The organism is Litoribrevibacter euphylliae, from assembly GCF_042646085.1.
Taxonomy (GTDB): domain Bacteria; phylum Pseudomonadota; class Gammaproteobacteria; order Pseudomonadales; family Litoribrevibacteraceae; genus Litoribrevibacter; species Litoribrevibacter euphylliae.
The window spans coordinates 12,347-36,004 of record NZ_JBHRSZ010000010.1 but is presented as its reverse complement, the minus strand read 5'-3'; the positions used below and the strand labels follow the sequence as shown (position 1 = coordinate 36,004).

Here is a 23,658-nt window from a genome sequence, read left to right as displayed (position 1 = left end):
AAACCTATGACAACGAGCATTAATTGGCAGCCCGACGGTATTTTTTTGTTAGGTGGTTGGGGGTGTCCCAGTCATTGGTTGCTCCCTTTGCGGCGTGATCTAGCTCAGAGTTTTGAGTGCTCGGTTGAAATGATTGATCTTCCTGATGATCAGGAATCTTGGCAGCAAAATTGGTTGGATCAGTTGGCTAAATATCATCGGCCCTTATTGATTGGTTGGTCGTATGGCGGAATGTTGGCCGTCTCTCTGGCGCATAAGTTATTAGCGACCATCGAAACAGATTGTAAGGTGGTTACGTTAGGCGCACGTCCACAGTTTATTGACGACGACTGGACGGTTTTTGATGCTGAGGTGGCGGAGTCGTTTCGAAAACGGGTCGCTATGTCTGTGGTTAAGGGGCTGAGCTATTTCATTGCCTTGACCGCTCAAGGTGAACCCAAAGCTCAGATACACACTCTTAAAAAAGACGTGCAAACCGAAAATGTTTCAGGGGATCTGTTAGTTCGGTCATTAGAACACTTATATCAGTTAAATGTACGCGAAGCATGGAAGGGCTTGTTAGATAAGGACGCTCTATTTCCTGTCTATTTTCAGCACGATGCGTTGATACGGATTCCAGAGCATCTTAAGCAAGACGCTCTGGATGCAACTCATTTAGCACCGGTTACCAACAGCTCGTTGGTCTCTAGTGAAATTAAAAGGTTGTTCATTGGATAAGCAGCAAATTGCCAAGGCTTTTGGAAAAAAAGCGACGACATACGATGTGCATGCTCGGGTTCAGAAGTATGTGGGTCATAACCTGATTCGATTGTTGATACGCGATGCGTTTGCGGAATCAGACGTGGTTGATGGCCCTATATTAGATCTGGGTACGGGTTCAGGCTATTTTCTTCCGGCATTACGGAATATTGATACTCAACGCCCTTTGATGGCGGCTGATTTATCCGAAGGCATGATGCGGCATGTGCAGGCCAAATATTCTGATCAGCTGGATTATTGTTTTGTGGCCGACGCAGAACAACTTCCTTTGCCTGATGACTCGCTGGCGGTGGTGTTCTCCAGCATGGCCATTCAATGGTGTGAAGATTTAACTCAGTTGTTTAGCGAGTTATCACGAGTCGTCAAGCCGGGTGGCTTTATTGCATTTTCGACCTTGCTACCCGATACCTTATGTGAACTAAAAGATGCTTGGCATCAAGTCGACCAACGTGTTCATGTGAATCGCTTCCTAAGTGCGTCTCAAATAGAAACGGCAATGCAACCTTATGGTGCTGTTCACACATCACATCGTGAGCGAGTAGTCGCAGGATACCCCGATTTGAAACGGTTATTGCACAGTATCAAGGGGATTGGGGCAAACACTGTGGTTGATGGTTCTGGCAACATGACCAAAGGACAGTACGGGAAATTGATTAAGGCTTATGATTCCTTTCGGGATGCCTCTGGCATGCTGCCTGCCTCTTATGATGTGTTTTATGGCGTGTTGCAAGTCCCTGAAAGATAACCCTAGTTTGGATGAGAGAAGATGAAACGATTTACTGCCTTTATTACTGGAACGGACACGGAAGTGGGTAAAACCTTTGTGACTGCGGGCTTGCTCAAAGCGTTTGAGGCTGAAGGTTACTCAACGCTAGGGCTTAAACCGGTATCTGCTGGTTGTGACGTAACAGAAGACGGTTTACGAAATGAAGACGCTCTTGCATTGCAGCAAGCTGCTTCTGTCAAAGTGGCTTATGAAAGTGTTAATCCCGTAGCTTATGAACCGGCGATAGCACCTCATATTGCAGCTATGGAAAAAGGGAAGTTGTTAACCGCGAGTTCATTGGAAGGGTTTGTTCGGGGTGCGTTACTGAAGCCTGCTCAAGTCAAATTAATTGAAGGCGCTGGTGGTTGGTTTACACCTCTGAATTATCGGGAAACTTTGGCTGATTTAGTCAAAAAGCTCGATGTGCCAGTAATTCTAGTCGTGGGTATGCGATTGGGGTGCCTCAATCATGCTCTCTTAACCGTCGCCGCATTACAGTCAAGTGGCTTAAAGTTGGCTGGCTGGGTCGCCAATCGTGTGGATCCGGAAATGAGTCGCTATGAAGAGAATTTGGAAACGCTTAAACAGATGATTGATGCCCCCTGTTTGGGGGAAGTTCCCTTTTTGGAAAATAAATCTGCCGAGGCTGTGGCAGAGTATTTATCAATTTTAGAGGTGATTTCAGGCCGTTGATCGGGAAAATGCTCACATACTTCGGCATAAAATTGGTGGTTATAAGTGTTTTCTGGTTAAATTATAGTCAGGTTGGTCTGATTATATGAGGTGTCCATGGTATCTGCATTGTTAGGTTCAGGATTGGAAGGTATATCGAAAAGTCGCGATGGACTGACGCAAAGTGCTAAGACGATAGCCAGTGGCGGACAAACGCCTCCTGTTAACGATACATCCGCGGTAAAGTCGGAAGATGATGCCATGTTAACCGCAGTGGTGGACTTGAAATTGTATGAAGTACAATTTAAGGCGTCGGCAAAAGTGATTTCAACTGCCGATGAGGTTGCGGGTACCTTGATCGATGAAATGGCTTGATTTTAGACCTTATAAAATTTGAGTTTTCTTTGTGTGAACGACAGTAGGTGATCCAGACTATGCAAATCAGCACCGTATCTTATGTCAATTTGGCTGAGACCAGGGACGCTGTCAGTGTGGCTTCCTCAGGTGGGACTGAGTTAAAGTCCAAGGATTCGTCGTTAGCGGCTGTTAGTGAAGCCGCTGAAACAGAAAGCTCAGGTCGTGAATCAGAACAAAAGCCGTCAGACAATGCCTCTTCCGAGTCTTCATTAGCTACTGAATTAACAGAGCAAGAGCTACAGCAAGTAAGAAAACTTGCTGCTCGCGACCGAGAGGTCAGGGCGCATGAACAAGCGCATCAATCCGCTGGTGGGCAATATACAGGTGCTGCGAGCTTTACCTATCAACGTGGCCCGGATGGTCTGAATTATGCTATTGGTGGTGAGGTTTCCATCGACGCGAGTAAGGTGACGGGGGATCCTCAGGCAACCATTGAAAAAGCTGAAGTCGTACGACGCGCGGCCCTGGCTCCCGCTGAACCTTCTGCGCAAGACCGCCAAGTGGCGGCGCAAGCTTCCCAAGTTAAATTAGAAGCTCAGGCTGAATTGGCTGAGCTACGAGCCGAAGCATCCGAAGCAGCGACGGAAGAATCAGAAGAGTCGTCTAAAGAGTCAGATGAATCTTCCGAGGCGGTAAATACAACGGGCAGAGGAGATGCTACTCAAGCAGCTTCTACTGATGAGCAGGATGAGGCTGAATCGTCCGATGATGATACTGCTGAATCTGATGTTCAGGTGGATGATGGCTCGTTAACCCCTGAAGATTTTTCTTATCTTCTTGCTTCAGAAATAGCCCGTCGTAATGCAATGGCTGTTTTCGAAAATATCAATCGTGATCCTCCCAAAGGTAATCTGGATGAACTGGTTTGACCAGTGATCCAGATCTTCTATATTTCGTACCATTAGATTGAAACTAAGCTTTCAGCTTGTGTTGTTTATCGTATTTCCCGAGTCAACACTATCCATAATGGGGCGTTTCTAATTTTCTCTCCAGCATGCTGTGCTTTAGATTGGTGCGGATGTGACAGTAAGAAACGCATGATGAACTTTGTTTGGTCGAAAATTTAAAACATTTGTTTGAATTATCTTGACAATGTCAGGCATTAAACGTAAGTTTCAAACAACCGTTTGATAAGTTGGTCAAACATTGTACAGAATTAGGTTTGGCTTAAAAGTGGAACAGACGTTAGTAATCAAAAGATTCTTTCTGTTCATTTAACCTGAAATCATGCCGAGGAAGTTACTATGCCAGAATATAAGGCTCCTTTACGCGACATGAAGTTCGTCATGGACGAGCTACTAGACATGCAAACTCACTATCAGTCACTAGGTGCTGATGAATGTACAGAAGATATGGTTGATGCCATCCTTTCTGAAGGTGCAAAGTTCTGTGAGAACGTTCTTGCTCCTCTTAACCGTGTAGGTGATGAAGAAGGCTGTACTTGGAGTGAAGACGGCGTAAAAACACCAACTGGCTTTAAAGAAGCATATCAGCAGTACGTTGAGGGTGGTTGGCCTTCAATGACTTGTGACCCAGAGTATGGTGGTCAGGGTCTACCTGCATCTATCGGTATCGCAGTGAGCGAGATGGTAGGTTCTTCAAACTGGGCATGGGGTATGTACCCAGGTCTTTCTCACGGTGCTGTTGACACTGTCGAAATGCACGGTACTGAAGAGCAGAAACAAACTTACCTAACTAAGCTTATCTCTGGTGAGTGGACAGGTACTATGTGTCTGACTGAACCACACTGTGGTTCGGACCTTGGTCTACTAAAAACCAAAGCAGAGCCAAATGCTGACGGTTCTTATAACATCACTGGTACAAAGATCTTTATCTCTGCTGGTGAGCACGATATGGCAGAGAACATTGTTCACATCTGTCTTGCGCGTCTTCCTGATGCACCTCAAGGTACTAAAGGTATTTCTCTTTTCATCGTACCTAAGATGCTTCCAAACGAAGATGGTTCTGTAGGTGAGCGTAATGCGGTTGCTTGTGGTTCTATCGAACACAAAATGGGTATCCACGGTAACTCTACTTGTGTAATGAACTTCGACGGTGCAAAAGGCTGGTTGATCGGTCCTGAGAACAAAGGTCTGAACTGCATGTTCACGTTCATGAACTTTGCTCGTATCGGTACTGCACTACAAGGTAGCTCTGCAATGGAATCTTCATTCCAAGGCGCGCTTACTTACGCAAAAGATCGTTTGGCAATGCGCTCTCTTTCAGGACCTAAGGCTCCTGAAAAAGCCGCCGATCCAATTATCGTTCACCCAGACGTACGTCGTATGCTATTGACGATCAAGTCTCTAGGTGAAGGCGGTCGTGCTCTTGCTTATCTAACGGCTAAGCAAGCGGACATCGTTAAGTCTCCTAACTCTTCTGAAGAAGCGAAGAAAGAAGCAGACGAGCTTCTAGGTTTCTTAACGCCAATCGCCAAAGCATTCCTAACTGAAGTAGGCTTCGAGTGTACTTCTCACGGTATGCAAGTTTACGGTGGTCATGGTTTCATTGCCGAGTGGGGCATGGAGCAACTAATGCGTGACGTTCGTATCTCTATGATGTACGAAGGAACCACTGGTATTCAAGCGCTTGACCTACTAGGTCGTAAAGTTCTTATGACTCAAGGTGAATCTCTGAAGCGTTTCACTAAGATCGTTCATAAGTTCTGTAAAGATAACGAAGGTAACGAAGCGATCGCTCAATTTGTTGCGCCTCTTGCAGAGCACAACAAAGAGTGGGGCGACCTAACTATGAAGATTGGTATGGCTGCAATGAAGAACCGCGACGAAGTGGGCGCGTCTTCTGTAGACTATCTAATGTACTCTGGTTATGTATGTCTTGGTTACCTATGGGCTGAAATGGCTAAAGTTGCTCAAGAGAAACTTGATGCTGGTACTGAAGAAGAAGCATTCTACAAAGCTAAGCTTCAGACTGCTAAGTTCTACTTTGATCGTATTTTGCCACGTACTCGTGCTCATGCAGTAACTATGTTGTCTGGTGCTGAGAACTTGATGGATATGGAAGAAGAAAACTTCGCATTCCTATAAGTTTCTGAATGCTCTTATAGAAGAGCGCCAGATACGAAAAAACCGCGGCTTAGGCTGCGGTTTTTTTGTTTTGGTCATACTATCTTTGCACTCAACCTGCTAGGGTTAATTTTTACCCATTTAGGATGGAGTTGTTGGATTCGTACTATGGATAGTCGCCTGTTTCTGAAATGTACCTTAGGAGTCAGTCGTGCTCCGTTTTTAACATTGTCGCTAGTCACTCTGGTATTTTCTTGGTCGTTAGCTTTTTTTCAGTCGGGCTTTCCTTCGTTTATAGATAGTCTGCTGATTCTAATTGCCATGATGTCTGCTCACATCGGCGTGAATGCTCTGAATGAATACCAGGATTTTGTATCGGGATTGGATTTGACTACCGATAAGACGCTCTTCAGTGGCGGCAGTGGTACGTTAGTTGATCATCCTGAATTTGCTGATACTGCAAGATTGATTGCCTATCTATTTATTGGTTTGGCGCTTTGTATCGGACTTTGGTTTATTTTTTCTGTGGGTATCGAGCTTTTGCCAGTGGGGATTCTGGGGCTGTGGATTGTTATGAATTACACCATTACGATCAATCGCCACCCTTGGTTATGTTTGGTTGCTCCTGGCTTAGGAATCGGTGTGTTGGCAACTTTGGGGAGTGTCTACATCTTATCTGGAAGCCTTTCCGTTATGTCTGTCTTACTCGTGATAGGATTTTCTTTGTTACTCAATAATTTGTTGTTATTGAATCAGTTTCCGGATGCACAAGCAGATGCACAGGTAAACAGACAGCATCTTTGGATAACTCACAGCAGTGATTTTGTTTTGGCCGTATTTCGACTGCAATGGATCGCGGCTCTTATTCTTGTTTTGCTGTGTGCTGAATACGTCGGTGTGTTCCTATTTAGTTTGATTGTTCTTGGTGTGCTTTTGTTTGTGTATCCTCTTTGGAAATACACGAAATCAAAAGATGAGCTACAGGACAATTTGATCTCGGCGCTGGGTAAAAACGTCATGCTTTGCCATGCTTATCCGGCATTTCTGAGTGTTGTATTAATAATTTCCCGATGGCTGACTTGACCAAGCGTCCGCTCGTTATACAAATGTGTTTTAATCTTGTAAAATCCCCAGCCACTGTACAAGTTGGCAATCCATGCCAGGGCTGTATAAGCCTCTAATTAGATAAAGCGAATTACTAAGCTGGAGAGTAAAATGGCTGAATATAAAGCGCCTTTGCGTGATATGCAGTTCCTTCTGAAGGATGTGTTTGAAGCGGATAAATTATGGGCACGTTTGCCTGGTGTTGCAGATGTTGTTGACCCTGACACTGCGGATGCAATTTTGGAAGAAGCGGCAAAGATTGCTAACGAAGTTTTGGCTCCTCTAAACCGTGAAGCTGATGAGCAAGGTTCTAAGTGGGAAGACGGTAAGGTAACTCCTCCAGACGGTTTCGCTGAAGCGTATCAGACGTACATCGAAGGTGGCTGGAATGCTCTTGGTGGTAACCCAGAGTTTGGTGGTATGGGTATGCCTAAGACGCTTGTTGGTCAATTCGAAGAAATGATTCAAGGTTCTTGTATGTCATTTGGTCTTGCGCCAATGTTGACTGCAGGTTCATGTCTTTCAATCAATGCGCACGCTAGCCAAGAATTGAAAGAAAAATATCTTCCAAACATGTATTCAGGTGTTTGGTCTGGTGCGATGGATTTGACTGAGCCGCATTCAGGTACGGACTTGGGTATCATTCGTACCAAAGCCGAGCCAAATGGCGACGGTAGCTTCAACATCACAGGTACTAAGATCTTCATTACCTGGGGTGAGCATGACATGGCTGAGAACATCATTCACTTGGTGTTGGCTAAGCTTCCAGATGCACCGAAAGGTCCTAAAGGGATTTCTTTGTTCCTAGTACCTAAATTCCTTGTTAATGATGACGGTTCTTTAGGTGAGCGTAATGACTTCTCTTGTGGTTCTATCGAGAAGAAGATGGGTATTAAAGGTTCTGCTACCTGTGTAATGAACTACGATGGCGCGAAAGGCTGGTTAGTTGGTGAAGAAAATCAAGGTCTAGCCTGCATGTTCACTATGATGAACTATGAGCGTCTTGCAGTAGGTATCCAAGGTATTGGTGCTGCTGAAGCGTCTTACCAGAGTGCTGTTGAGTATGCGCGTGATCGTCTACAGAGCCGTTCACCAAAAGGTGCTCAGAGCCCAGATAAAGTGGCTGACCCTATCATTGTTCACCCAGACGTACGTCGTATGCTTCTGACTATGAAAGCTTACACCGAAGCGGGTCGTGCATTCTCTACTTACACTTCTACTTGGTTGGATCGTGCTAAGTTTACTGAAGATGCAGATGAGAAGAAGCTTGCTGATGCAATGGTTGCTCTTCTAACGCCTGTTGCTAAGGCATTTTTGTCTGATAAAGCGCTTGAGTCTGCAATCGCAGGTCAGCAAGTGTTTGGTGGTCATGGCTTCATCCGTGAGTGGGGTCAAGAGCAGCACGTTCGTGATATCCGTATTACTCAGATTTATGAAGGTGCAAACGGTATTCAGGCGCTTGACCTTATGGGTCGTAAAATCGCTATGAACGGTGGTTCTATCTACAAACTATTCTCGGACGAGATGAAAGCATTCGCTGCTGAAAACGAAGGTGATGCTGGTTTGGCTGAGTTCATTGCTCCTTTGAAAGCGGCTATCGAAAACCTTGATGGTCTGACTGCTCACGTTCTTGAAGCTGCTCAGGCTGACGTCCATGAAATTGGTTCAGCGTCTGTAGAATACCTACATGTATTCGGTTTGACTGCTTACGCTTACATGTGGGCTAAGATGGTTAAAGCTTCTCAAGCTAAGATTGCAGAAGGTGATACTTCTGGTTTCTACGATGCCAAACTATCTACTGCACGTTTCTACTTCAAGCGACTACTACCAACTTACGAAGGTCTAACGTCTTCTATTAAGAACGGTGCTGAAGTATTGTTTGAGCTGGACGAAGAAAAATTTGTTTTCTAAGTTAGTTTGAACTCAATAAAAAAGCTCGCCTCGGCGAGCTTTTTTAATGTCTGGAGGTTTTGAACCTAGACGTTGTAGAAAAAGAAGCGTCTACTTTGTAACAGTCATCTGTATGTCTTTGACTGCATGAGGGTTGTCTATAAAGCGATTACGATTTCCTTGGACTTTTTCTACTAAAATATTTCTCTCTCGTTCTGCGTCATCGACAGGGTCCTGTTCGTTCCATTCCATTAACATTTGAACACCGTCAAGAATGGGAAGGTTGTACGAGTCGTGCATATAGAAGATGATTCGCGCGATGTTGCCTTTAATCTCATCTGCAGGCTCTACCGTTTGGAAGTTCGACTTATAGGAGCACTCAAGGTTAGGAAACTGATCTTTGCTTTTTGGTAGTTCTGCATATCGGGAGTTCCGTCGGTTTAACTCCACACGGGGCGTTACTGGGTACATATTGTGAAGATCGGATGCCGCGTATTTGTAATTCGTATCTGAGCGACGACAACGGCTTTTGGTACCACAGTTGAAGTGATCAATCATGTGTTGGGTGTTATACACGTGTCCCGCAATAATTCGACGAGTCTTACCTTCAAATGGTTGATTACAGAAGAAGGATTGGCCGCCTTTGCTGTACAACTCATCCCAAAAGGTATCTTTAGCTGCCTTCTTAGGGTCATCTAATTTGGTCTGGCCGTCTGCTATTGCATTTAGCGACGTCAAGATACCTAAAGTGACAAGGCAGGCGTGTTTAAGGCCTAGATGTTTCATTGACTTCAATCCTAATCACATGTTTTTATTTTTTTGGATTGAGAACAGTGTAACAGTCTGGATTCAATTTTAAAGACGTGTCTAATAATTATTTGACACTAATATTAAATTATGTCAGACGTTTGTTTGAATGTGACAGAATATAGGAAAAATTTCGTAGGTGAAATGAAGGATCAAAGAAAGCAGGGTGCTTTCCTTGATCTTGGAGAGTAGGCGGTCGTTCTTACTTGCTGCGCTTTTTAGGTACCCAGGCCCAAATCATTTCACACTCTACCGGCTCTTTGTTGTCTTCGTCGGTTACTGTGATTTTAACGCTGACTTCACCTTTATCCTGATCTACCATCAGCTGACGCTCGGCTTCAGATAACTCTGCTACTGCGGTTAGATTGCCTTTTGCGCGACGAACATAGTTCAGGTTCATAGATTTAATCAGTAGCAGCTTATCATCAGGGCAGTTCATGCCACATAAAAAGCCAGTCGCTGACTCTGCAAGTAATGCCATTGCTGCTGCATGAACACCTTTAATATGGTTTTGTACGCGCTTCTTGTTTTTAAGAACCAAGACACTACGTTCTTGATTTAGCTCTTCAATCTGCACATTGGCGGTTCCTGCAAACGGAATCACGCGTCCAAAGAACATAGAAAGCGTTTTACCTTTCAGTGGTGAAGGTAATTTATTGATGTTCGAAACGATAGTTAGTAATTGGCTCATAGTATTTATCTCTTGAATTTAATGGACGCATTTTATACTGATTTTATTTACTGAAAAAAGTTGATATGTCATCAATTCTCTTAAAAGTATGATAATTCACACTAATTTCAGATCACAAAGGGTATATTGAATAGTGAAATTGCAATTTTTTAATAGATAAGTTGTGCTAAAGTATGTCTATGTAGTAACCACTTATTTCTAAGATAATAAAAACAATGCCCTGGGGCCGGAAACCAGAAGATGGATCTTAACGATTTTCTAATTTTCACTCGAGTTGTAGATTGTGGCAGTTTGACCGCGGCAGGCCGCGAGCTGAATATGCCAAAGTCCACCATCAGTCGTCGTATTACTCAACTAGAAGAACGCCTGGCCGTTCGTTTGTTGGATCGAACCACACGCCATCTTAAGCTGACGGAAATCGGTGAGCGTTATTATGGGCATTGTCAGCGAATTCTTCGTGAGATTGAAGAAGCTGAAGCCAGTCTCTCCGATCTTCAGCAGAAACCTCAGGGACGGCTAAATATTTCGACACCCGTTGAATTTGGTATGTATTACATGGGCGGACTTGTTTCGTCTTTTATGGACAAATATCCGGAAATTCAATGTCGTGTGGATTTGTCCGGACGTGCAACGGACTTGTTGGAAGATGATATTGATATTGCTTTGAAGATCGGTGATTTGCCGGATTCCAATTTTGTTGCAACGCGTCTTGGTGTCTTATCTCGTGGCATTTATGCAAGTCCAGAGTTTATTGAAAAACACGGACCTTTGGACACTCATGAGCAATTGCTTGAGTCTAATTGTATCGTCATGCAGCAGAGTCAACATTTACCTTGGAATATTCTGGATCCGCAAGGTATGCCGGTTCAGGCTCGAGTCAAAGGCAGTTTGGTTGCAAATAACATTACCTTTATTCGTGACGCAGTGATTGGTGGCCTGGGTATTGGGTTACTGCCGGTGGATATTACTGCTAAGGCGGTTCAGGATGGAAAATTGGTCAGTGTATTAACCGAGTACACTGTACCGCCATCAACATTGCATGCCGTGTATTTATCTCGCCGATATGTGCCGCCAAAGATCACGGCATTTATTAACCACTTGAAAGAGAACCTAGCAATGGCGGCCTTTGAGGCGATTGAGAATATTGTCTAGGTCTTGGTAGGGCTGTCGAGTAATTGTCAGTGGTTGATTAAAAAAACAGGCGCTTTTTTGGCGCCTTTTTTGTGCCTGTAACTTTTTGTTTCGATATATGGAACTGTCAGTTCGATTTTAGGAGCTTTCAAAAGATTTTGAGGTGGCTATAGTAGTTATTAGTCTGTTTCGAGATGCTCACGCATCCGGTTGATAGGCTAGGCTATTCAATCCTTTTGTTAGGCAGTACCAGACACGGAACATGTCTGTCGTTGTTGGCCCTAAACAGCAAGTTTAGGGCTTTTTTTTTGTCTGAAATTTCCTTTCCTAAATTAAATCCCGTTTCTTAGCCCAAGTTTATGAGGATAAGGCTGAAGATAGAGCTGTTGTTCGATGTACTCACAGCCTAGTTTGCGAGTGTAATGTTGAAGGAGCGTAATGGGTACGACCAAAGGAATAACGCCTGATCGGTAGTCATCGATCACTTGGCTTAATTCTTGTTGCTCAAGCTTCGATAACTTGCCTTTGAAGTAACCTCGGATGTGCAGGAGTGCATTGGTATGCGTCTTTCGCGTGGCTCGTTTTTCCAAATGGCCCATGAGCGCAGTAATGTATTCTTGCGCTATCTCTTCAATTATCTTTTCTTTTAAGTTGGATAACAGTTTACCGGTGTGTTTATAGCCTTCAATGGAATGCGCCATAAGTTGGTATTTGATGCTTTGGTGAAACTTGATCAGCTTTTTCGGTGTTAAGCCCTCTTCCATCAAGATGCGCCAGTGGTGGTAAACGACAACGCGCACCAAGAAGTTTTCTAATAATACAGGATCATGCAAGCGTCCCTCTTCTTCGACTGGAACTAAGGGATACTTTTCCTTGAAGGCTTTGGCAAAAATGCCTGGGCTGCTGTGTTGTGCGTAGCCATTGTCTGCATACACTTTTACTCTGAAAACTCCGCAACTAGGAGATTTCTGCATGAAGATGTAGCCACTGAGGTTCGCTAGCTCTTCAATGCGTCGAGTGCTGTAATCGGCAAGAAGGTCCGTTACGTCTATCTGATTATCGCGTGTTTCGACAACACGTTGAGATTGATCGTCACCTACCATTCTTAGTGTGCGTCTTGGTACGCCCAGCCCGGCTCCAAGCTCAGGGCAACTTGGAATGTAATCAAAGTATTGCCCCAGTTGTTGTGTGCATAACTTCGAATGTTTATGCCCGCCATCAAAGCGAACCTTTTCGCCTAAGAGGCATTGGCTGATGCCGATGGGGATTCTATGGGTTAGCTGGCCTTGATTAAAAATATTAGGGCTGAACATGGCTGCTCCTTAATTATTGATCTTCAAGTGAACCAAAATACTTTCGCTTGGGTATAACTGATGTCTAGTCTGTTGATATACGAGGCAAGATTAAAAGAGGATCACTTATGAAGATTTTAGTGACAGGCGGAACCGGCTTTATCGGCAGTGCGTTGGTGGATCTCTTGCTTGAACAAGGACATCAAGTCACCATCGTTTCCCGTCAAACACAGCGGAAAGGAGCCTTTGCGGGAAAAGAGTCTGCTCAGTTATCTTGGCTGTATTGGGATTTCTCGAAACGCCAAGATGAAACTGCGCCAGTAATTGAATCACACGATGCAGTGATTAATCTGGCTGGTGAAGGCATCGCCGATAAACGTTGGACGGCTCAGAGAAAACAATTACTTCGTCAGAGTCGCATTGATTTCACCCGTAATCTGATTCAATGGCTGAAAGGTCAGTCTTGGAAACCTGATCATTGGTTAAATGCTTCCGCTATCGGCTATTACGGAGCCGGAAAGGAACAAGTGACAGAAGAATCGTCTCAGGGAAATGATTTTGCAGCGTCTTTGTGTGGCGACTGGGAGCAATTGGTTGATGAACAGATTGATTGGCCTTGCCGAACAGTACTGATGCGCTTTGGTGTGGTGTTAGGTCATGGAGGCATGCTGAAGAAACTGAAACCTTCGTTTGCATTGGGCATGGGCGCCAAACTAGGTTCTGGCCGACAAGGGTTTTCCTGGGTTCACTTAGAGGATTTATTGGCTGCTGTAGTTTGGTTGTTCGATAACCCTGACATTGAGGGGGCTGTGAATATCACTGCGCCCAAGTTTGTGGATAACTCGGAATTTACACAAGTGTTTGCCTCGGTATTGCATCGACCGGCGTGGATGACGATGCCGCCTTTTTTATTAAAAATGATGTTTGGTGAAATGGCAGAAACACTTTTGTTGTCTGGTCAATGGGTTTATCCAAAAAGACTTGAGTTATCCGGCTTTACTTTCAAATACCCTGACATAAACACTGCGTTAGATGATTTATTCCGGTAATATTCCCCGATATTCTGGCACCTTAAGACAGCGATTTAATTAGGAAAAATAAGCGTATGAGTAAGAAAGTGGGCGTGTTGTTAATTAATCTTGGAACCCCAGAACAGCCTACCGCTCAATCCGTAAGACAGTTTCTTGCGGAGTTTTTATCAGATCGTCGTGTGGTTGATATTCCTAAAGTCCTTTGGATGATCATTCTTCATGGCGTGATTTTGCGTATTCGCCCCAAGAAGGTCGCCAAGCTGTATCAAAGTATTTGGTTTGATGATGGCTCACCTTTGATGCATTACAGCCGAAAACAACAACAGGCGTTACAGCAAGCATTGGCGGATCAAGATATTCCTGTGGAATTAGCCATGACGTATGGTAAACCATCCATGACTGACGCTGGCAAGTCGTTGGCTAAGCAAGGCGTTGAACACATCATAGTCTTACCTTTGTATCCTCAGAATTCGAGAACATCGACGGCGGCAGCGTTCGACAGCTTGGCTCGCAGTCTTGGGAAATGTCCGCATGTCCCTGGGCTTACCTGGGTCAGCGACTATCATGATCATCCTGGTTATATTGCAGCTCTGGCACAGTCGGTAGAGCAATATTGGCAACAGTATGGAAAAGGTGATCACTTATTAATGTCTTTCCATGGTATTCCTCAGCGTCTTGAACGCATTGGCGATCCGTACCCTAAGCAATGTCGAACAACGGCTAAATTACTGGCTGAAAAGCTGGGTCTTGAAGATCATCAATGGCAGAAGGCGTTTCAGTCTCGTTTTGGTCGTGAAGAGTGGGTGAAGCCCTACACCGATGAAACATTGGAAGATTGGGGTAAGAAAGGCATGGGACGGGTGGATGTGATTGCACCTAGCTTCTCTGTGGACTGTCTGGAAACCTTGGAAGAAATTCAGATTCAAAATCAGGAAATTTATTTAGAGGCGGGTGGAAAGGACTATCACTATATTCCTGCTCTCAATGCCGAACCTGATCATATTGAATTTCTTGCCTCTCTGGTAAAAGAATATCTACCGGCCAAGTGATTGCTATGACGCGCTTGTTGTCGATTAGAACAGGGTTGTCGATTGCGTCTCTGTTGATCAGTCAAATCCTTATGGGGAATTTCGCGCATGGGTTGGCTGGCGACTCTGATGTTACTGAGAGGTCGTGGCAAATGATTGGCACTGGCTATAAGCCAGGTACGCAAGAGGTGCTGTTCTACGAATACCACAACTTCATCCTCGATGGAGATGGCTATATTGTGGGTCGATATGTGGAATATCACTTACCGGATCACACCCTTAAAAGCGTGAAACAGCTGGATTACTCTAAAGCGGCTCCGTGGACGCCAAGCTTTTCCTATGACGATCAGGAAGTTGGTTACCAAGTGGGGGTTGAGGTGACGGCCACGTCGGCCCGTTTGTATCGTTATTCAGAAAAGACATCGTTAGAAGAAATTACTTTACCGCTGAGTACTAATACGGTTGTGGATGCTGGGTTTGATGCCTTTATTCAGCGGGCTTGGGCGAGATTAGAGGAAGACCAGGAAGTTAGCTTTGAGGTATTTGCGCCATTAAAACTCGACAGTTACCAATTCAGCCTCAAGATGAATAATCAATCCGAAGGAACATGCTATCTTCAGATGGCTTTGGATTGGTGGCCGGTAGACTTATTCATTTCACCCGTGAAATTAGAGTACGACTGTGCAACTCGTCGTATCTTGCGCTATCAGGGTATTACTAACTTGAGGGATAGGAATCACGACCAATACACGGCAGATATCCACTACCAATGGATGGGAGAATACCCACCGTTTCGATTTGCTTCTGAATAGGGCGTCGATCCGTGTTTAGCCGCTAGGCTTCGTCCATGATCGCAAAGGTTAAAAACAAGGATGCGAATCCGATTGCAATGACAGAGCCTAACGTTGGCACAGCCATCATGGCACCGGAGGCACATAGCCATAAGGCTCTCACCCGGCTTTCTTTTTTACGTTGAATAATTACTCTGTGATTGCCTAAAGCAATGGGCTCCCACTCACAATCAAGCAGATAATTGCGCATCATGTAAGTCAACATTAATAATGTTTTGCTCATGAAATCACCTGACTTATGCGTTTCTTGGTTGATGTTGAAAAGTTGATCTTGTAAAAGCGGCTGCGAAAGCGCTTTGGAACGTATTGGCAGTCTTTAAAATCTAGTTCTCCTGCGGGTTGCGTGCTATGTTAAAAGCCGTTGTCATTTGTTTTCACTGGGTTTTATGGGCCTAAGTGATTCTCATCTCTTGTATTTTTAATTGTACAAAAATTGGAAAACAGCATGTCAGAAGCTCAAGAAACCATTTTTACCAAGATTATCAATCGAGAAATTCCGGCAGAGGTCCTCTATGAGGATGAGTTGGCCTTGGCGTTTAAGGACATTAATCCTCAGGCACCCGTGCATTTCTTAGTGATTCCTAAAAAAATTATTCCAACGATCAATGATATTGCTGAAGAAGATCGCGAAATCGTCGGTCATTTGTATCGGGTAGCGGCGAAAGTGGCTCAGGATTTAGGGGTTGCAGCGGATGGCTATCGAGCCGTGATGAACTGTAATGAGCATGGCGGACAAACGGTTTACCATATCCATTTGCATGTCTTGGGCGGAAAGCCAATGGGCTGGCCACCGTATACTGAAAAATTGAAAGTCTAGTTCGTGTTGTTCAAATGGATCAAAGAGAAGGCCACAGCAATCGTGGCCTTTTTAATTTAGAGCTTTTTAACCAATTTCTACCCGGTTTCGACCGTTTTGCTTTGCTTGATACAGCAAGTCATCGGTACGCTTAAAGAGCGCTGTCAACGACTCCTTGGGCGCTCTGAGTGATGCGCCGATTGAGATGGTGATGCCGCCAGGAATTTTAGAATTAATCTCTTCAATTTTTGGTGCTAATTCCCGTAATCGATTGGCAAATTGTTTGAGCTGTTCAAGGGAATCTCCTTCGGTGATGATGAGAAACTCTTCACCGCCAAAACGGTAGAGGAGATCGGATTCACGACATTGTTCGGTGAGGTTTTTGGCTAACGCTTTCAGTACTAGATCGCCGACTGGGTGCCCATAGGTGTCATTTACATTTTTGAATTTGTCGACATCGATAACGAGCAGACCAAAGTTACTGACTTTTCCTCGGTCATGTAATTTTAAGCGCGGTGGCACAAAGAGATTGTAATGCTGACGATTGTTCAAGCCGGTTAATTCGTCGGTAAAAGTCAGCTCGCGGATTCTGAAGTGGAAAACGATGAACTTATGAAGAACTGCGCAGATAACCAAAATCACTAAGAAATTGGTGATGGTTTCGAACACTTCTCTGTAGAGCGTTTCGATCTCCTGGTCGATGGGGATCATAAACAGCATTGACCAGCGATCCGAAATTGGGGCTTCGCTGAGCAGCGCTTTTTTAACACCGATGCCTTCAAGCTGATAGTAAGAAATATTGAATTCTTCGTGAGGCTTGAACTTCAATGTTTTGTCAGGTTGGAATGACTTTAAGTTGTTCAATGGTTGACTGGATGGCGTTTCGAATAACTCTGTGTGCGTTAACTCCAAACGTATCTTTTCTGTTCTGTCATTGTGGAAATGAAAGCCGGCTAAATAATGTTTATTTACTAACAAGAGTTCAGTGTTTCTGATTCTCAATAACGGAAACCAGGTGATCTTATGTTCAATCACGACTTGTCCAATCGATGTATTCCCTGACTTCACCAAAATACTAGAGAGTAAGCTGGGTTGCTCACTCGCGATGTCGTAATAAATATCCCAGGCGAAGCCTTGGCTTTTGGTGCGGTTAAACAAGGGGCGATGAGACAAACTATTGTTTTGAATGAGGCTGAAACTCTTGGGGGAACGGTAGAGAATCTCGCCATCGATGGTTGTGATGACAGAGATACTGCTTTGAGTGGTGCTTAGTAGTGACGCGTAGTGGGCCAAGTCGTGGTCGGATAAGGCCGCCTGTTGCTCGATTAAGGCAACCAGGTCGCTTTGTTCTGCCAAGAGTCGACTGCTAAGTTCAATGCGATTGATGACTTCACGTGACTTATGCTCGGTCAGTTCCGAAAACGCCGAGAGGTTGTCGTAGAGGTCGAGTGTGGATTTGGCCTTGCTTTCCGAGAACTCTTGCAGCTCATCGTAGCCTTGGATTATTGCCAATGTGACACCAAGTGCCCAGAGCAGTAAAAGCCATGTGTTTTTTTGTAATTTCATTCAACTTCTTATTATGTACAAGCAAGAGCCCCGTTTAAGCGCAGGGTCTTGAAAGCCCTTTTAAGAGGGCTTTCCACGTTATTACTGTCCAGTATTAGTTAACTACTACAAGGGAACCCTTGGAGAAGTGCAACAGTGTGACTAGATCTTGGATACATGTCGATACTCGATACGATACAAGAGTGTATACAAGACCGGGATCACAATTAAGGTTAGAACGGTGGCAAAACCGAGTCCAAAAATAATCACCACCGCCATGCTTTCAAAGAACGCGTCGAACAGCAATGGGATCATCCCTAGCATGGTGGTGATTGCAGCCATACTGACCGGGCGGACACGGCTCACCGCCGACATAAACACCGCTTGGTAAGGCTCGGTGCCGCTGTTCAGTTCCATATTGATCTGATCAATCAGGACGATACCGTTTTTCACAATCATCCCAGACAAACTGAGCATGCCTAAAAGTGCCATAAATCCAAAGGCTTTGCCGGTCAGTAGGAAGCCGATAACGACCCCAATGACGGCCAGAGGAACACAGGCCCAGATCACCAACGGCGATCGAACGGCATTGAACAGCAAGATGGTTAGAATAAACATCAATAAATAGCCCATCGGAAGCGCGCCGAATAATGCCTGTTGGGCTTTGCCTGAGCTTTCAAATTCACCGCCCCAATGTAAGTGGTAGCCTTGAGGCAGTTCGATAGCTTCAATCTTTGGTCGTAAGCGATTGAATACTTGAGCTGCGGTTTCATTGCCTAATATGTTTGGATCGGCCTGGACGGTTAGCGTGCGTTTACGATCGAGTCGATGAATGACCTGATCTTCCCATTCAGTATCAAAGTCTAACACCACTTGAGATATGGCCACGTAGCTGTTGTTGGTCGGACTCCACACTTGCAAGTTAGGTAAGCTGTTGACGGTTTGGCGCTGGTGGTCAGGAAGACGCACTTCAATCGGAAGTAGATCAGTGCCATCACGGTAAAGCCCGATGGGCGAGCCAACAAAACTCATCAGCAATAACTGGTCGAGATCGGATTTACTGATGCCGAGCTTGCGTGCCCGGGCTTCAGAAAACTCCGGCCGGATCACCTTGGCGCGGTTACGCCAATCGTGTCGAATGTAAGAGGCGCCAGGGTCTTGATGCATGATGTCCTCGACTTCTACGGCCAGTTTTCGAAGTACGTCAGGATCTGGCCCTGTTAGTCTGGCTTCGATTTTGGCATCGTCGGACGGGCCTAACATCAAGCGTTTAAACTTCACTTTGGCGTCCGGGAAGTGATCTTCAAAATACTCCGACAGTTCAGCAATCAATGGCTGAATGTCTTCCAGCGTGTCTGTGCGAATAATCAGCTGGGCATAGTTGCTGTATTGTTTCTCCGGCGCATAGGTCAGGATAAAACGTTGAGCGCCCTGGCCAACAGTTGATGTGACATGCTCTACGATGTCTTTCTGTAGAATGTACTGCTCGGCTTGCTGAATATCGTAATGGGTGTCCCGAATGTCTGTCCCTTGCGGTTTCCAATAGTCGATTAGAAAGATGGGCGTTGTGGATGAAGGAAAGAAGGACTGTTTAATGCTGCCAAATCCGTAAATACTGGTACCTAAGGCAATGACCATGAGAATCATCGTTGGTACTCGGTGGCGCATGCAGAAATCCAGCACTGACTTGTAAACAGTGAAAAATGCGCCTTGATACGGATCGTGTTCTTGATCTTCTTCTGCTTCATTCGATTGATTCTTGAAGAGGATATCGGCGAGGAATGGAGTAATGGTGATGGCTGTAATCCAGCTTAAAAACAGCGAGATACACAGAACATAAAAGAGCGTCTGACAGAACTCGCCTGTGGCATCGCTGGATGTGCCTATCGGGGCAAACGCCAGAATGGCTATAACAGTGGCACCTAATAATGGCCAGATCGTTTGTTTAATAATCGCTTGTGCTGACTTAAGTGTGGATAAGCCTTTTTGACGCCCAATAAGAATTCCTTCGGTGACCACAATGGCGTTATCAACCAGCATCCCGAGAGCAATGATCAGGGCTCCCAGTGAAATCCGTTGCAGATCAATAACGAACACCTTCATGAAAATGAAGGTGCCGAGTACGGTCAGAAACAGCACTAAACCAATCAGTAATCCGCTTTTAAAGCCCATAAACAGCAGGAGTACCAAGATAACAATGACCACCGCTTCGGCCAGATTCAGTACGAAATCGCTAATGGATCGGGAGACTTCGTCTGGTTGGTAGTACATAGCATCGATTTCGATACCTATTGGGCGATACCCTTCTAGCTCTTCCAAGCGTTGTCGAACGGATTCGCCGACATTGACGACATTGACGCCGGATGCGAACGAGACTCCAATATTGATAGCGGGTTTACCATTAAAGCGTACAATGTTGCTGGGGATTTCATCGTAACCGCGTTCCACGGTGGCGACATCGCCAAGGTAAATCAGGTTCTGATCGCCTTGTTCACTGATCAACAGATTTTCCAGTTGTTCGACGGTTTCAAACTCGCCGGTGGGATGAAGGCGCACATTCTCCTGACCTACATGGATGGAGCCAGCATTCGATACTGTGTTTTGATTACCGACGATACTGTAAATCCGTTGCAGTGAAATACCGAGCGAAGCGAGCTTGTCTTTATCAATATTGATGAAGACTTTCTCGTGCTGAACGCCGGCCAAACTGACTTTTCCAACTCCGTCGATTAACACCAGTTCGCGCTTAATAAAGTCGACGTAATCGCTTAATTCTTTCTGGCTGTAACCATCGCCCGTGACGTTAAACATGATGCCGTAAACATCGCCAAAGTCGTCATTTACTAAGGGCGTTTTAACACCAGGCGGCAAGTTGCGACTGGCATCTTTCACTTTACGACGCAGCTCATCCCAGATCTGAGGCAGGTGATTTGAGTTATACTTGTCTTTAATCGTCACGGTGATTTGAGATAGCCCTGGTGTGGAGATGGAGGTAATTTCATCAACATAAGCCAATTGCTGAATAGCGTTTTCCAAAAGGTAGGTGACTTCCTCTTCCACCTGTTGTGGTGCAGCACCAGGATAATGGGTCACAACAATGGCGTCTTTGATGGTAAATTCGGGGTCTTCCAAGCGGCCCAATTCATCAAAGGAGAGAATGCCGCCAATAAGTAAGATCAAAGTCACCAACCAACTGGTGACTTTATTATTAATAAAATAACCTGCGGTATTCATCTACAGACCTCGCTCCCTTTCCCAAGGGCGCACTTTCATCCCTTCCCTGATGTTGGTGGTACCAGCTGTAATAATGATGTCGCCTGGCATTAAACCATCGAAGACTTCAATACCGGCACTGGTTAATTGACCGACTTTCACTTCGGCCAGGTGAGCTGTGTAGCTTTCAGGATCAATTTTCCAGACATTACGAACGTCACTATCGGTGTTTTGAGTATCAGAGGAAAAGACGGCGCTGGATGGAATCTGGTAGTCCGGGAGGATGGCTGTGGAAATGATGCGCATGTCCATGGCTACATTCGCCGTCATCCCAGGCAGTACATTGAAGTCGGCAGGCATATCCATTTCAAGTTTCACTTCATAACTCAAGGTTTTAGGATCGGCTTCGGTGCTGTGTTCTTTATAGCTGGCCAGATAGGTTTTGCCTGGGTTGGTGTCGAAGGTAATGGTTGGCTGATAATCTTCTGCATCGGTGTTTAAATGCGCAATCATAGATTCTGGTAGCTGGAAGCTGATGGTCAGTACGTTGTCTGATTGTAAGTGCAGGATAACTTGCTGAGCCTGAATGTTCTCGTGGTTTTCTACTAACACTTTTGACACCACTCCGGCGAAAGGTGCGGTTAGCTTGGTGTAAGCCAGATCCTGTTTGGCAAGGTCCAATGCCGACTTGGTGGAGAGGTACTGGGCCTTCTTTTGATCGACGGTAGAAATGGCCACCAGTTTCTTATCAAGCATCTTCTTAAAGCGCGTGTATTCCACTTTTGCTAAGTCAAAACTAGCCTGCCGGTCATCCATCTGAAGCTGGTAATCGGTGGGGTCGAGCTGTGCCAGTAATTGTCCTTTCTCTACCTTCTGACCGGCTTTTACCGGCAGTTTGTTCAGTTCGCCTGAGACACGGAAGGCTAAGGTCGATTGATCACTGGCTTCAACTTCACCGGGGAAATTGCGAATTGAGGCACTGTTGGCTTCCCCCAATAACATCAGTTTTGCAGGGCGAATCACTTCTTTCTTCACTGGAATTTCTTTTTCACATCCAGCTAAAAGTATGGATACTATCAGCCCTAAGAAAAGGTATGTTGTGCGTTTCATTGCGTGCCTCATAAGTAGATGAAAAGCATAAAAATATTGGATTTAACTATAGAGTAGGTTGGGGCATTGGGAAACTGAGTTAATTCATCAGTTTGGCCTATTCTTATTAAGGAAATTTTTCTGTTGATAGCCTGTAATGAGTGCTTTTAATCCGCTGTATTTGTTAAAGGCCTGATCCTGCAGGGCGATAAATTAAACAACTAAGCAAACAAGGACATAGGTTCAACGCATGAAGTCAGCAGTATTAATGCTTATCTTTTTACCCATCACCATGGTGTGGGGGCTGTGTTCTTTGTTGTTTATTTTTCTTCAGCCTCAAGTATGGGTGAGTTTGTTGTTAATGGGGATTGCGGTTGCAGTAACCTGGGGCATAATTTGGCGATCAGTCGGCAAACCATTATCGAGTTTATCTGACCTTTATGGCATTGCGTCGAGTAACGGTATTTTCAATTTTACGCAACAGATAGATTCAGATGTCATGTCGCCTGTGTATAAGTCTCTGATTGATCGGATCAATAGCAAAGCCTGTGACGCGGATGAGATGCTTGGTGAGATCAATCAATCGGTGGTTCGCTTAATTCCGATGTCTCAGGAACTCAGTGAAACCTACAGTAATCTTGCGCAGAAAGCAGTGATTCAGGCAAAGAATGGCCAATACATCAGTGAGGTGGTTCATCGCTTAACCGATATTAATGAGCAGGTCAGCCAGGATGTGGCCAGTATTATGGATGATCTGCAATCGGGTCAAACGATTGCTGAAACGGCTCAGGAATCAGTGGATTCATCCGTGAAGAGTATTCATCAACTTTCCTCCGTGATGGACGATGCCGGTCATCAAATTGCTCAGTTGAAGGAACATGGTGATGGCATTGTCGCCATTTTGGATGTGATTAATTCCATTGCAGAGCAAACCAACTTGCTGGCGCTGAACGCTGCTATTGAAGCGGCCCGTGCCGGTGAGGCCGGTCGTGGCTTCGCTGTCGTGGCGGATGAAGTGCGTGGTTTAGCCGTGCGCACCTATGCCTCAACGGTAGAGGTTAAAGAGATGATTGAATTGATTCAGTCGATCACTCAGAAAGTGGTGGTGAGTATGGAGCAAGGTCGGGTCATGACCAATGAGGCGGTGGAAAAGACCACTCATTCGAGAGAAGAGCTCTACAAGATTACTGGCATTGTTGAGCAGGTGAACGCTAATGCCGGAAATGTTCGTAGAGAGCTAGAGCAACAACAGAGCTCTTCAAAAGAAACCAATGCTTCCATTGATAGTTTGATTTCACTTAACTCGGATGCCTTGGAAAGTACTCGTATGCAGGCGGTGTCGTCGGATGACTTGTCGAACTTAAGTCATCGAGTGAAAAGCATGTTGGCGAGCTTTGAAGTGAGTGAGCGGGAATACAGTACCGCCAAGCGGCAGGGGCGTAAGCAAGATGTAGCTTCGGATGTGATCGACCAACCCAGTAATGATGACGATGATGTGGAGCTGTTTTGATGAGGAGCTATTTTAGGAATAGCTCCATTACTGTTCGTTC

General features: G+C 45.1%; 21 protein-coding genes. 14 read left to right on the top strand and 7 right to left on the bottom strand.

The features are described 5' to 3' along the window. Positions 1-6: 6 nt before the first annotated feature. The 8 genes from ACFOEK_RS20930 to ACFOEK_RS20895 all read left to right on the top strand — a co-directional run bounded on the left by ACFOEK_RS20930 (position 7) and on the right by ACFOEK_RS20895 (position 8,655). A complete protein-coding gene (locus tag ACFOEK_RS20930; RefSeq protein ID WP_386723443.1) occupies positions 7-717 on the top strand; it encodes an alpha/beta fold hydrolase in 711 nt (236 codons plus the stop codon). Next, positions 710-1,504: a malonyl-ACP O-methyltransferase BioC gene (bioC, locus tag ACFOEK_RS20925; RefSeq protein ID WP_386723442.1), complete on the top strand. Its 795-nt coding sequence runs from the start codon at positions 710-712 to the stop codon at positions 1,502-1,504. Before ACFOEK_RS20930 ends, bioC begins: the two co-directional genes overlap by 8 nt. Positions 1,505-1,525: 21 nt before the next feature. Further along, a complete protein-coding gene (gene bioD / locus ACFOEK_RS20920; protein ID WP_386723441.1) occupies positions 1,526-2,218 on the top strand; it encodes a dethiobiotin synthase in 693 nt (230 codons plus the stop codon). Between the two features lie 96 nt (positions 2,219-2,314). After that, the gene (locus tag ACFOEK_RS20915) at positions 2,315-2,572 is read left to right on the top strand and encodes a flagellar biosynthesis protein FlgE (protein ID WP_386723440.1); all 258 of its coding nucleotides are present in this window, start codon (positions 2,315-2,317) and stop codon (positions 2,570-2,572) included. Positions 2,573-2,631: 59 nt separating this feature from the next. Beyond that, entirely contained in the window at positions 2,632-3,483 is an 852-nt protein-coding gene (locus ACFOEK_RS20910; protein WP_386723439.1) for a putative metalloprotease CJM1_0395 family protein, read from the top strand. A 375-nt stretch (positions 3,484-3,858) separates the two neighbouring features. Next, positions 3,859-5,661: an acyl-CoA dehydrogenase C-terminal domain-containing protein gene (locus tag ACFOEK_RS20905; RefSeq protein ID WP_386723438.1), complete on the top strand. Its 1,803-nt coding sequence runs from the start codon at positions 3,859-3,861 to the stop codon at positions 5,659-5,661. Positions 5,662-5,808: 147 nt separating this feature from the next. Then, positions 5,809-6,723, top strand: coding sequence for a prenyltransferase (locus tag ACFOEK_RS20900; protein ID WP_386723437.1), 915 nt, complete (start codon positions 5,809-5,811; stop codon positions 6,721-6,723). Positions 6,724-6,855: 132 nt separating this feature from the next. Further along, on the top strand, positions 6,856-8,655 hold the full coding sequence (locus ACFOEK_RS20895; protein ID WP_386723436.1) for an acyl-CoA dehydrogenase C-terminal domain-containing protein: 1,800 nt from the start codon (positions 6,856-6,858) through the stop codon (positions 8,653-8,655). Between the two features lie 90 nt (positions 8,656-8,745). Here the strand turns inward: ACFOEK_RS20895 and ACFOEK_RS20890 are convergent, their stop codons facing one another. Continuing rightward, positions 8,746-9,420, bottom strand: a complete 675-nt coding sequence (locus ACFOEK_RS20890; protein ID WP_386723435.1) for an endonuclease — start codon at positions 9,418-9,420, stop codon at positions 8,746-8,748. 223 nt (positions 9,421-9,643) lie between these two features. After that, entirely contained in the window at positions 9,644-10,132 is a 489-nt protein-coding gene (locus ACFOEK_RS20885) for a DUF4442 domain-containing protein (RefSeq protein WP_386723434.1), read from the bottom strand. Between the two features lie 240 nt (positions 10,133-10,372). Between ACFOEK_RS20885 and ACFOEK_RS20880 the strand changes: the two genes are divergently transcribed. Beyond that, positions 10,373-11,284 (top strand): LysR family transcriptional regulator, encoded by a 912-nt coding sequence (locus ACFOEK_RS20880; protein WP_386723433.1) that lies wholly within the window; start codon positions 10,373-10,375, stop codon positions 11,282-11,284. Between the two features lie 311 nt (positions 11,285-11,595). Here the strand turns inward: ACFOEK_RS20880 and ACFOEK_RS20875 are convergent, their stop codons facing one another. Beyond that, the gene (locus tag ACFOEK_RS20875) at positions 11,596-12,576 is read right to left on the bottom strand and encodes a YbgA family protein (RefSeq protein WP_386723432.1); all 981 of its coding nucleotides are present in this window, start codon (positions 12,574-12,576) and stop codon (positions 11,596-11,598) included. A gap of 107 nt (positions 12,577-12,683) precedes the next feature. Between ACFOEK_RS20875 and ACFOEK_RS20870 the strand changes: the two genes are divergently transcribed. The 3 genes from ACFOEK_RS20870 to ACFOEK_RS20860 are packed head-to-tail and all read left to right on the top strand — an operon-like array spanning position 12,684 to position 15,426. Then, positions 12,684-13,604 carry a TIGR01777 family oxidoreductase gene (locus ACFOEK_RS20870; protein WP_386723431.1) on the top strand — a complete coding sequence of 307 codons (921 nt, stop codon included), beginning with the start codon at positions 12,684-12,686 and terminating at the stop codon, positions 13,602-13,604. 56 nt (positions 13,605-13,660) lie between these two features. Beyond that, positions 13,661-14,635, top strand: a complete 975-nt coding sequence (gene hemH, locus ACFOEK_RS20865; protein ID WP_386723430.1) for a ferrochelatase — start codon at positions 13,661-13,663, stop codon at positions 14,633-14,635. Between the two features lie 5 nt (positions 14,636-14,640). Next, the gene (locus tag ACFOEK_RS20860; RefSeq protein WP_386723429.1) at positions 14,641-15,426 is read left to right on the top strand and encodes a hypothetical protein; all 786 of its coding nucleotides are present in this window, start codon (positions 14,641-14,643) and stop codon (positions 15,424-15,426) included. A gap of 22 nt (positions 15,427-15,448) precedes the next feature. Here ACFOEK_RS20860 and ACFOEK_RS20855 read toward each other — a convergent pair whose 3' ends face one another. Further along, positions 15,449-15,688 carry a hypothetical protein gene (locus ACFOEK_RS20855; RefSeq protein ID WP_386723428.1) on the bottom strand — a complete coding sequence of 80 codons (240 nt, stop codon included), beginning with the start codon at positions 15,686-15,688 and terminating at the stop codon, positions 15,449-15,451. A gap of 222 nt (positions 15,689-15,910) precedes the next feature. On the opposite strand from ACFOEK_RS20855, the gene ACFOEK_RS20850 reads away from it, so the two are divergent. After that, on the top strand, positions 15,911-16,282 hold the full coding sequence (locus ACFOEK_RS20850; protein WP_386723427.1) for a histidine triad nucleotide-binding protein: 372 nt from the start codon (positions 15,911-15,913) through the stop codon (positions 16,280-16,282). Between the two features lie 66 nt (positions 16,283-16,348). Here ACFOEK_RS20850 and ACFOEK_RS20845 read toward each other — a convergent pair whose 3' ends face one another. The 3 genes from ACFOEK_RS20845 to ACFOEK_RS20835 form a co-directional block, all read right to left on the bottom strand. Further along, the gene (locus ACFOEK_RS20845; RefSeq protein WP_386723426.1) at positions 16,349-17,827 is read right to left on the bottom strand and encodes a GGDEF domain-containing protein; all 1,479 of its coding nucleotides are present in this window, start codon (positions 17,825-17,827) and stop codon (positions 16,349-16,351) included. Positions 17,828-17,968: 141 nt separating this feature from the next. Next, positions 17,969-21,040: an efflux RND transporter permease subunit gene (locus ACFOEK_RS20840; RefSeq protein WP_386723425.1), complete on the bottom strand. Its 3,072-nt coding sequence runs from the start codon at positions 21,038-21,040 to the stop codon at positions 17,969-17,971. Beyond that, positions 21,041-22,129, bottom strand: a complete 1,089-nt coding sequence (locus tag ACFOEK_RS20835) for an efflux RND transporter periplasmic adaptor subunit (protein ID WP_386723424.1) — start codon at positions 22,127-22,129, stop codon at positions 21,041-21,043. 229 nt (positions 22,130-22,358) lie between these two features. Here ACFOEK_RS20835 and ACFOEK_RS20830 point away from each other — a divergent pair, with 229 nt between their 5' ends. After that, the gene (locus ACFOEK_RS20830) at positions 22,359-23,618 is read left to right on the top strand and encodes a methyl-accepting chemotaxis protein (RefSeq protein ID WP_386723423.1); all 1,260 of its coding nucleotides are present in this window, start codon (positions 22,359-22,361) and stop codon (positions 23,616-23,618) included. The last annotated feature ends 40 nt before the right edge of the window (positions 23,619-23,658 follow it).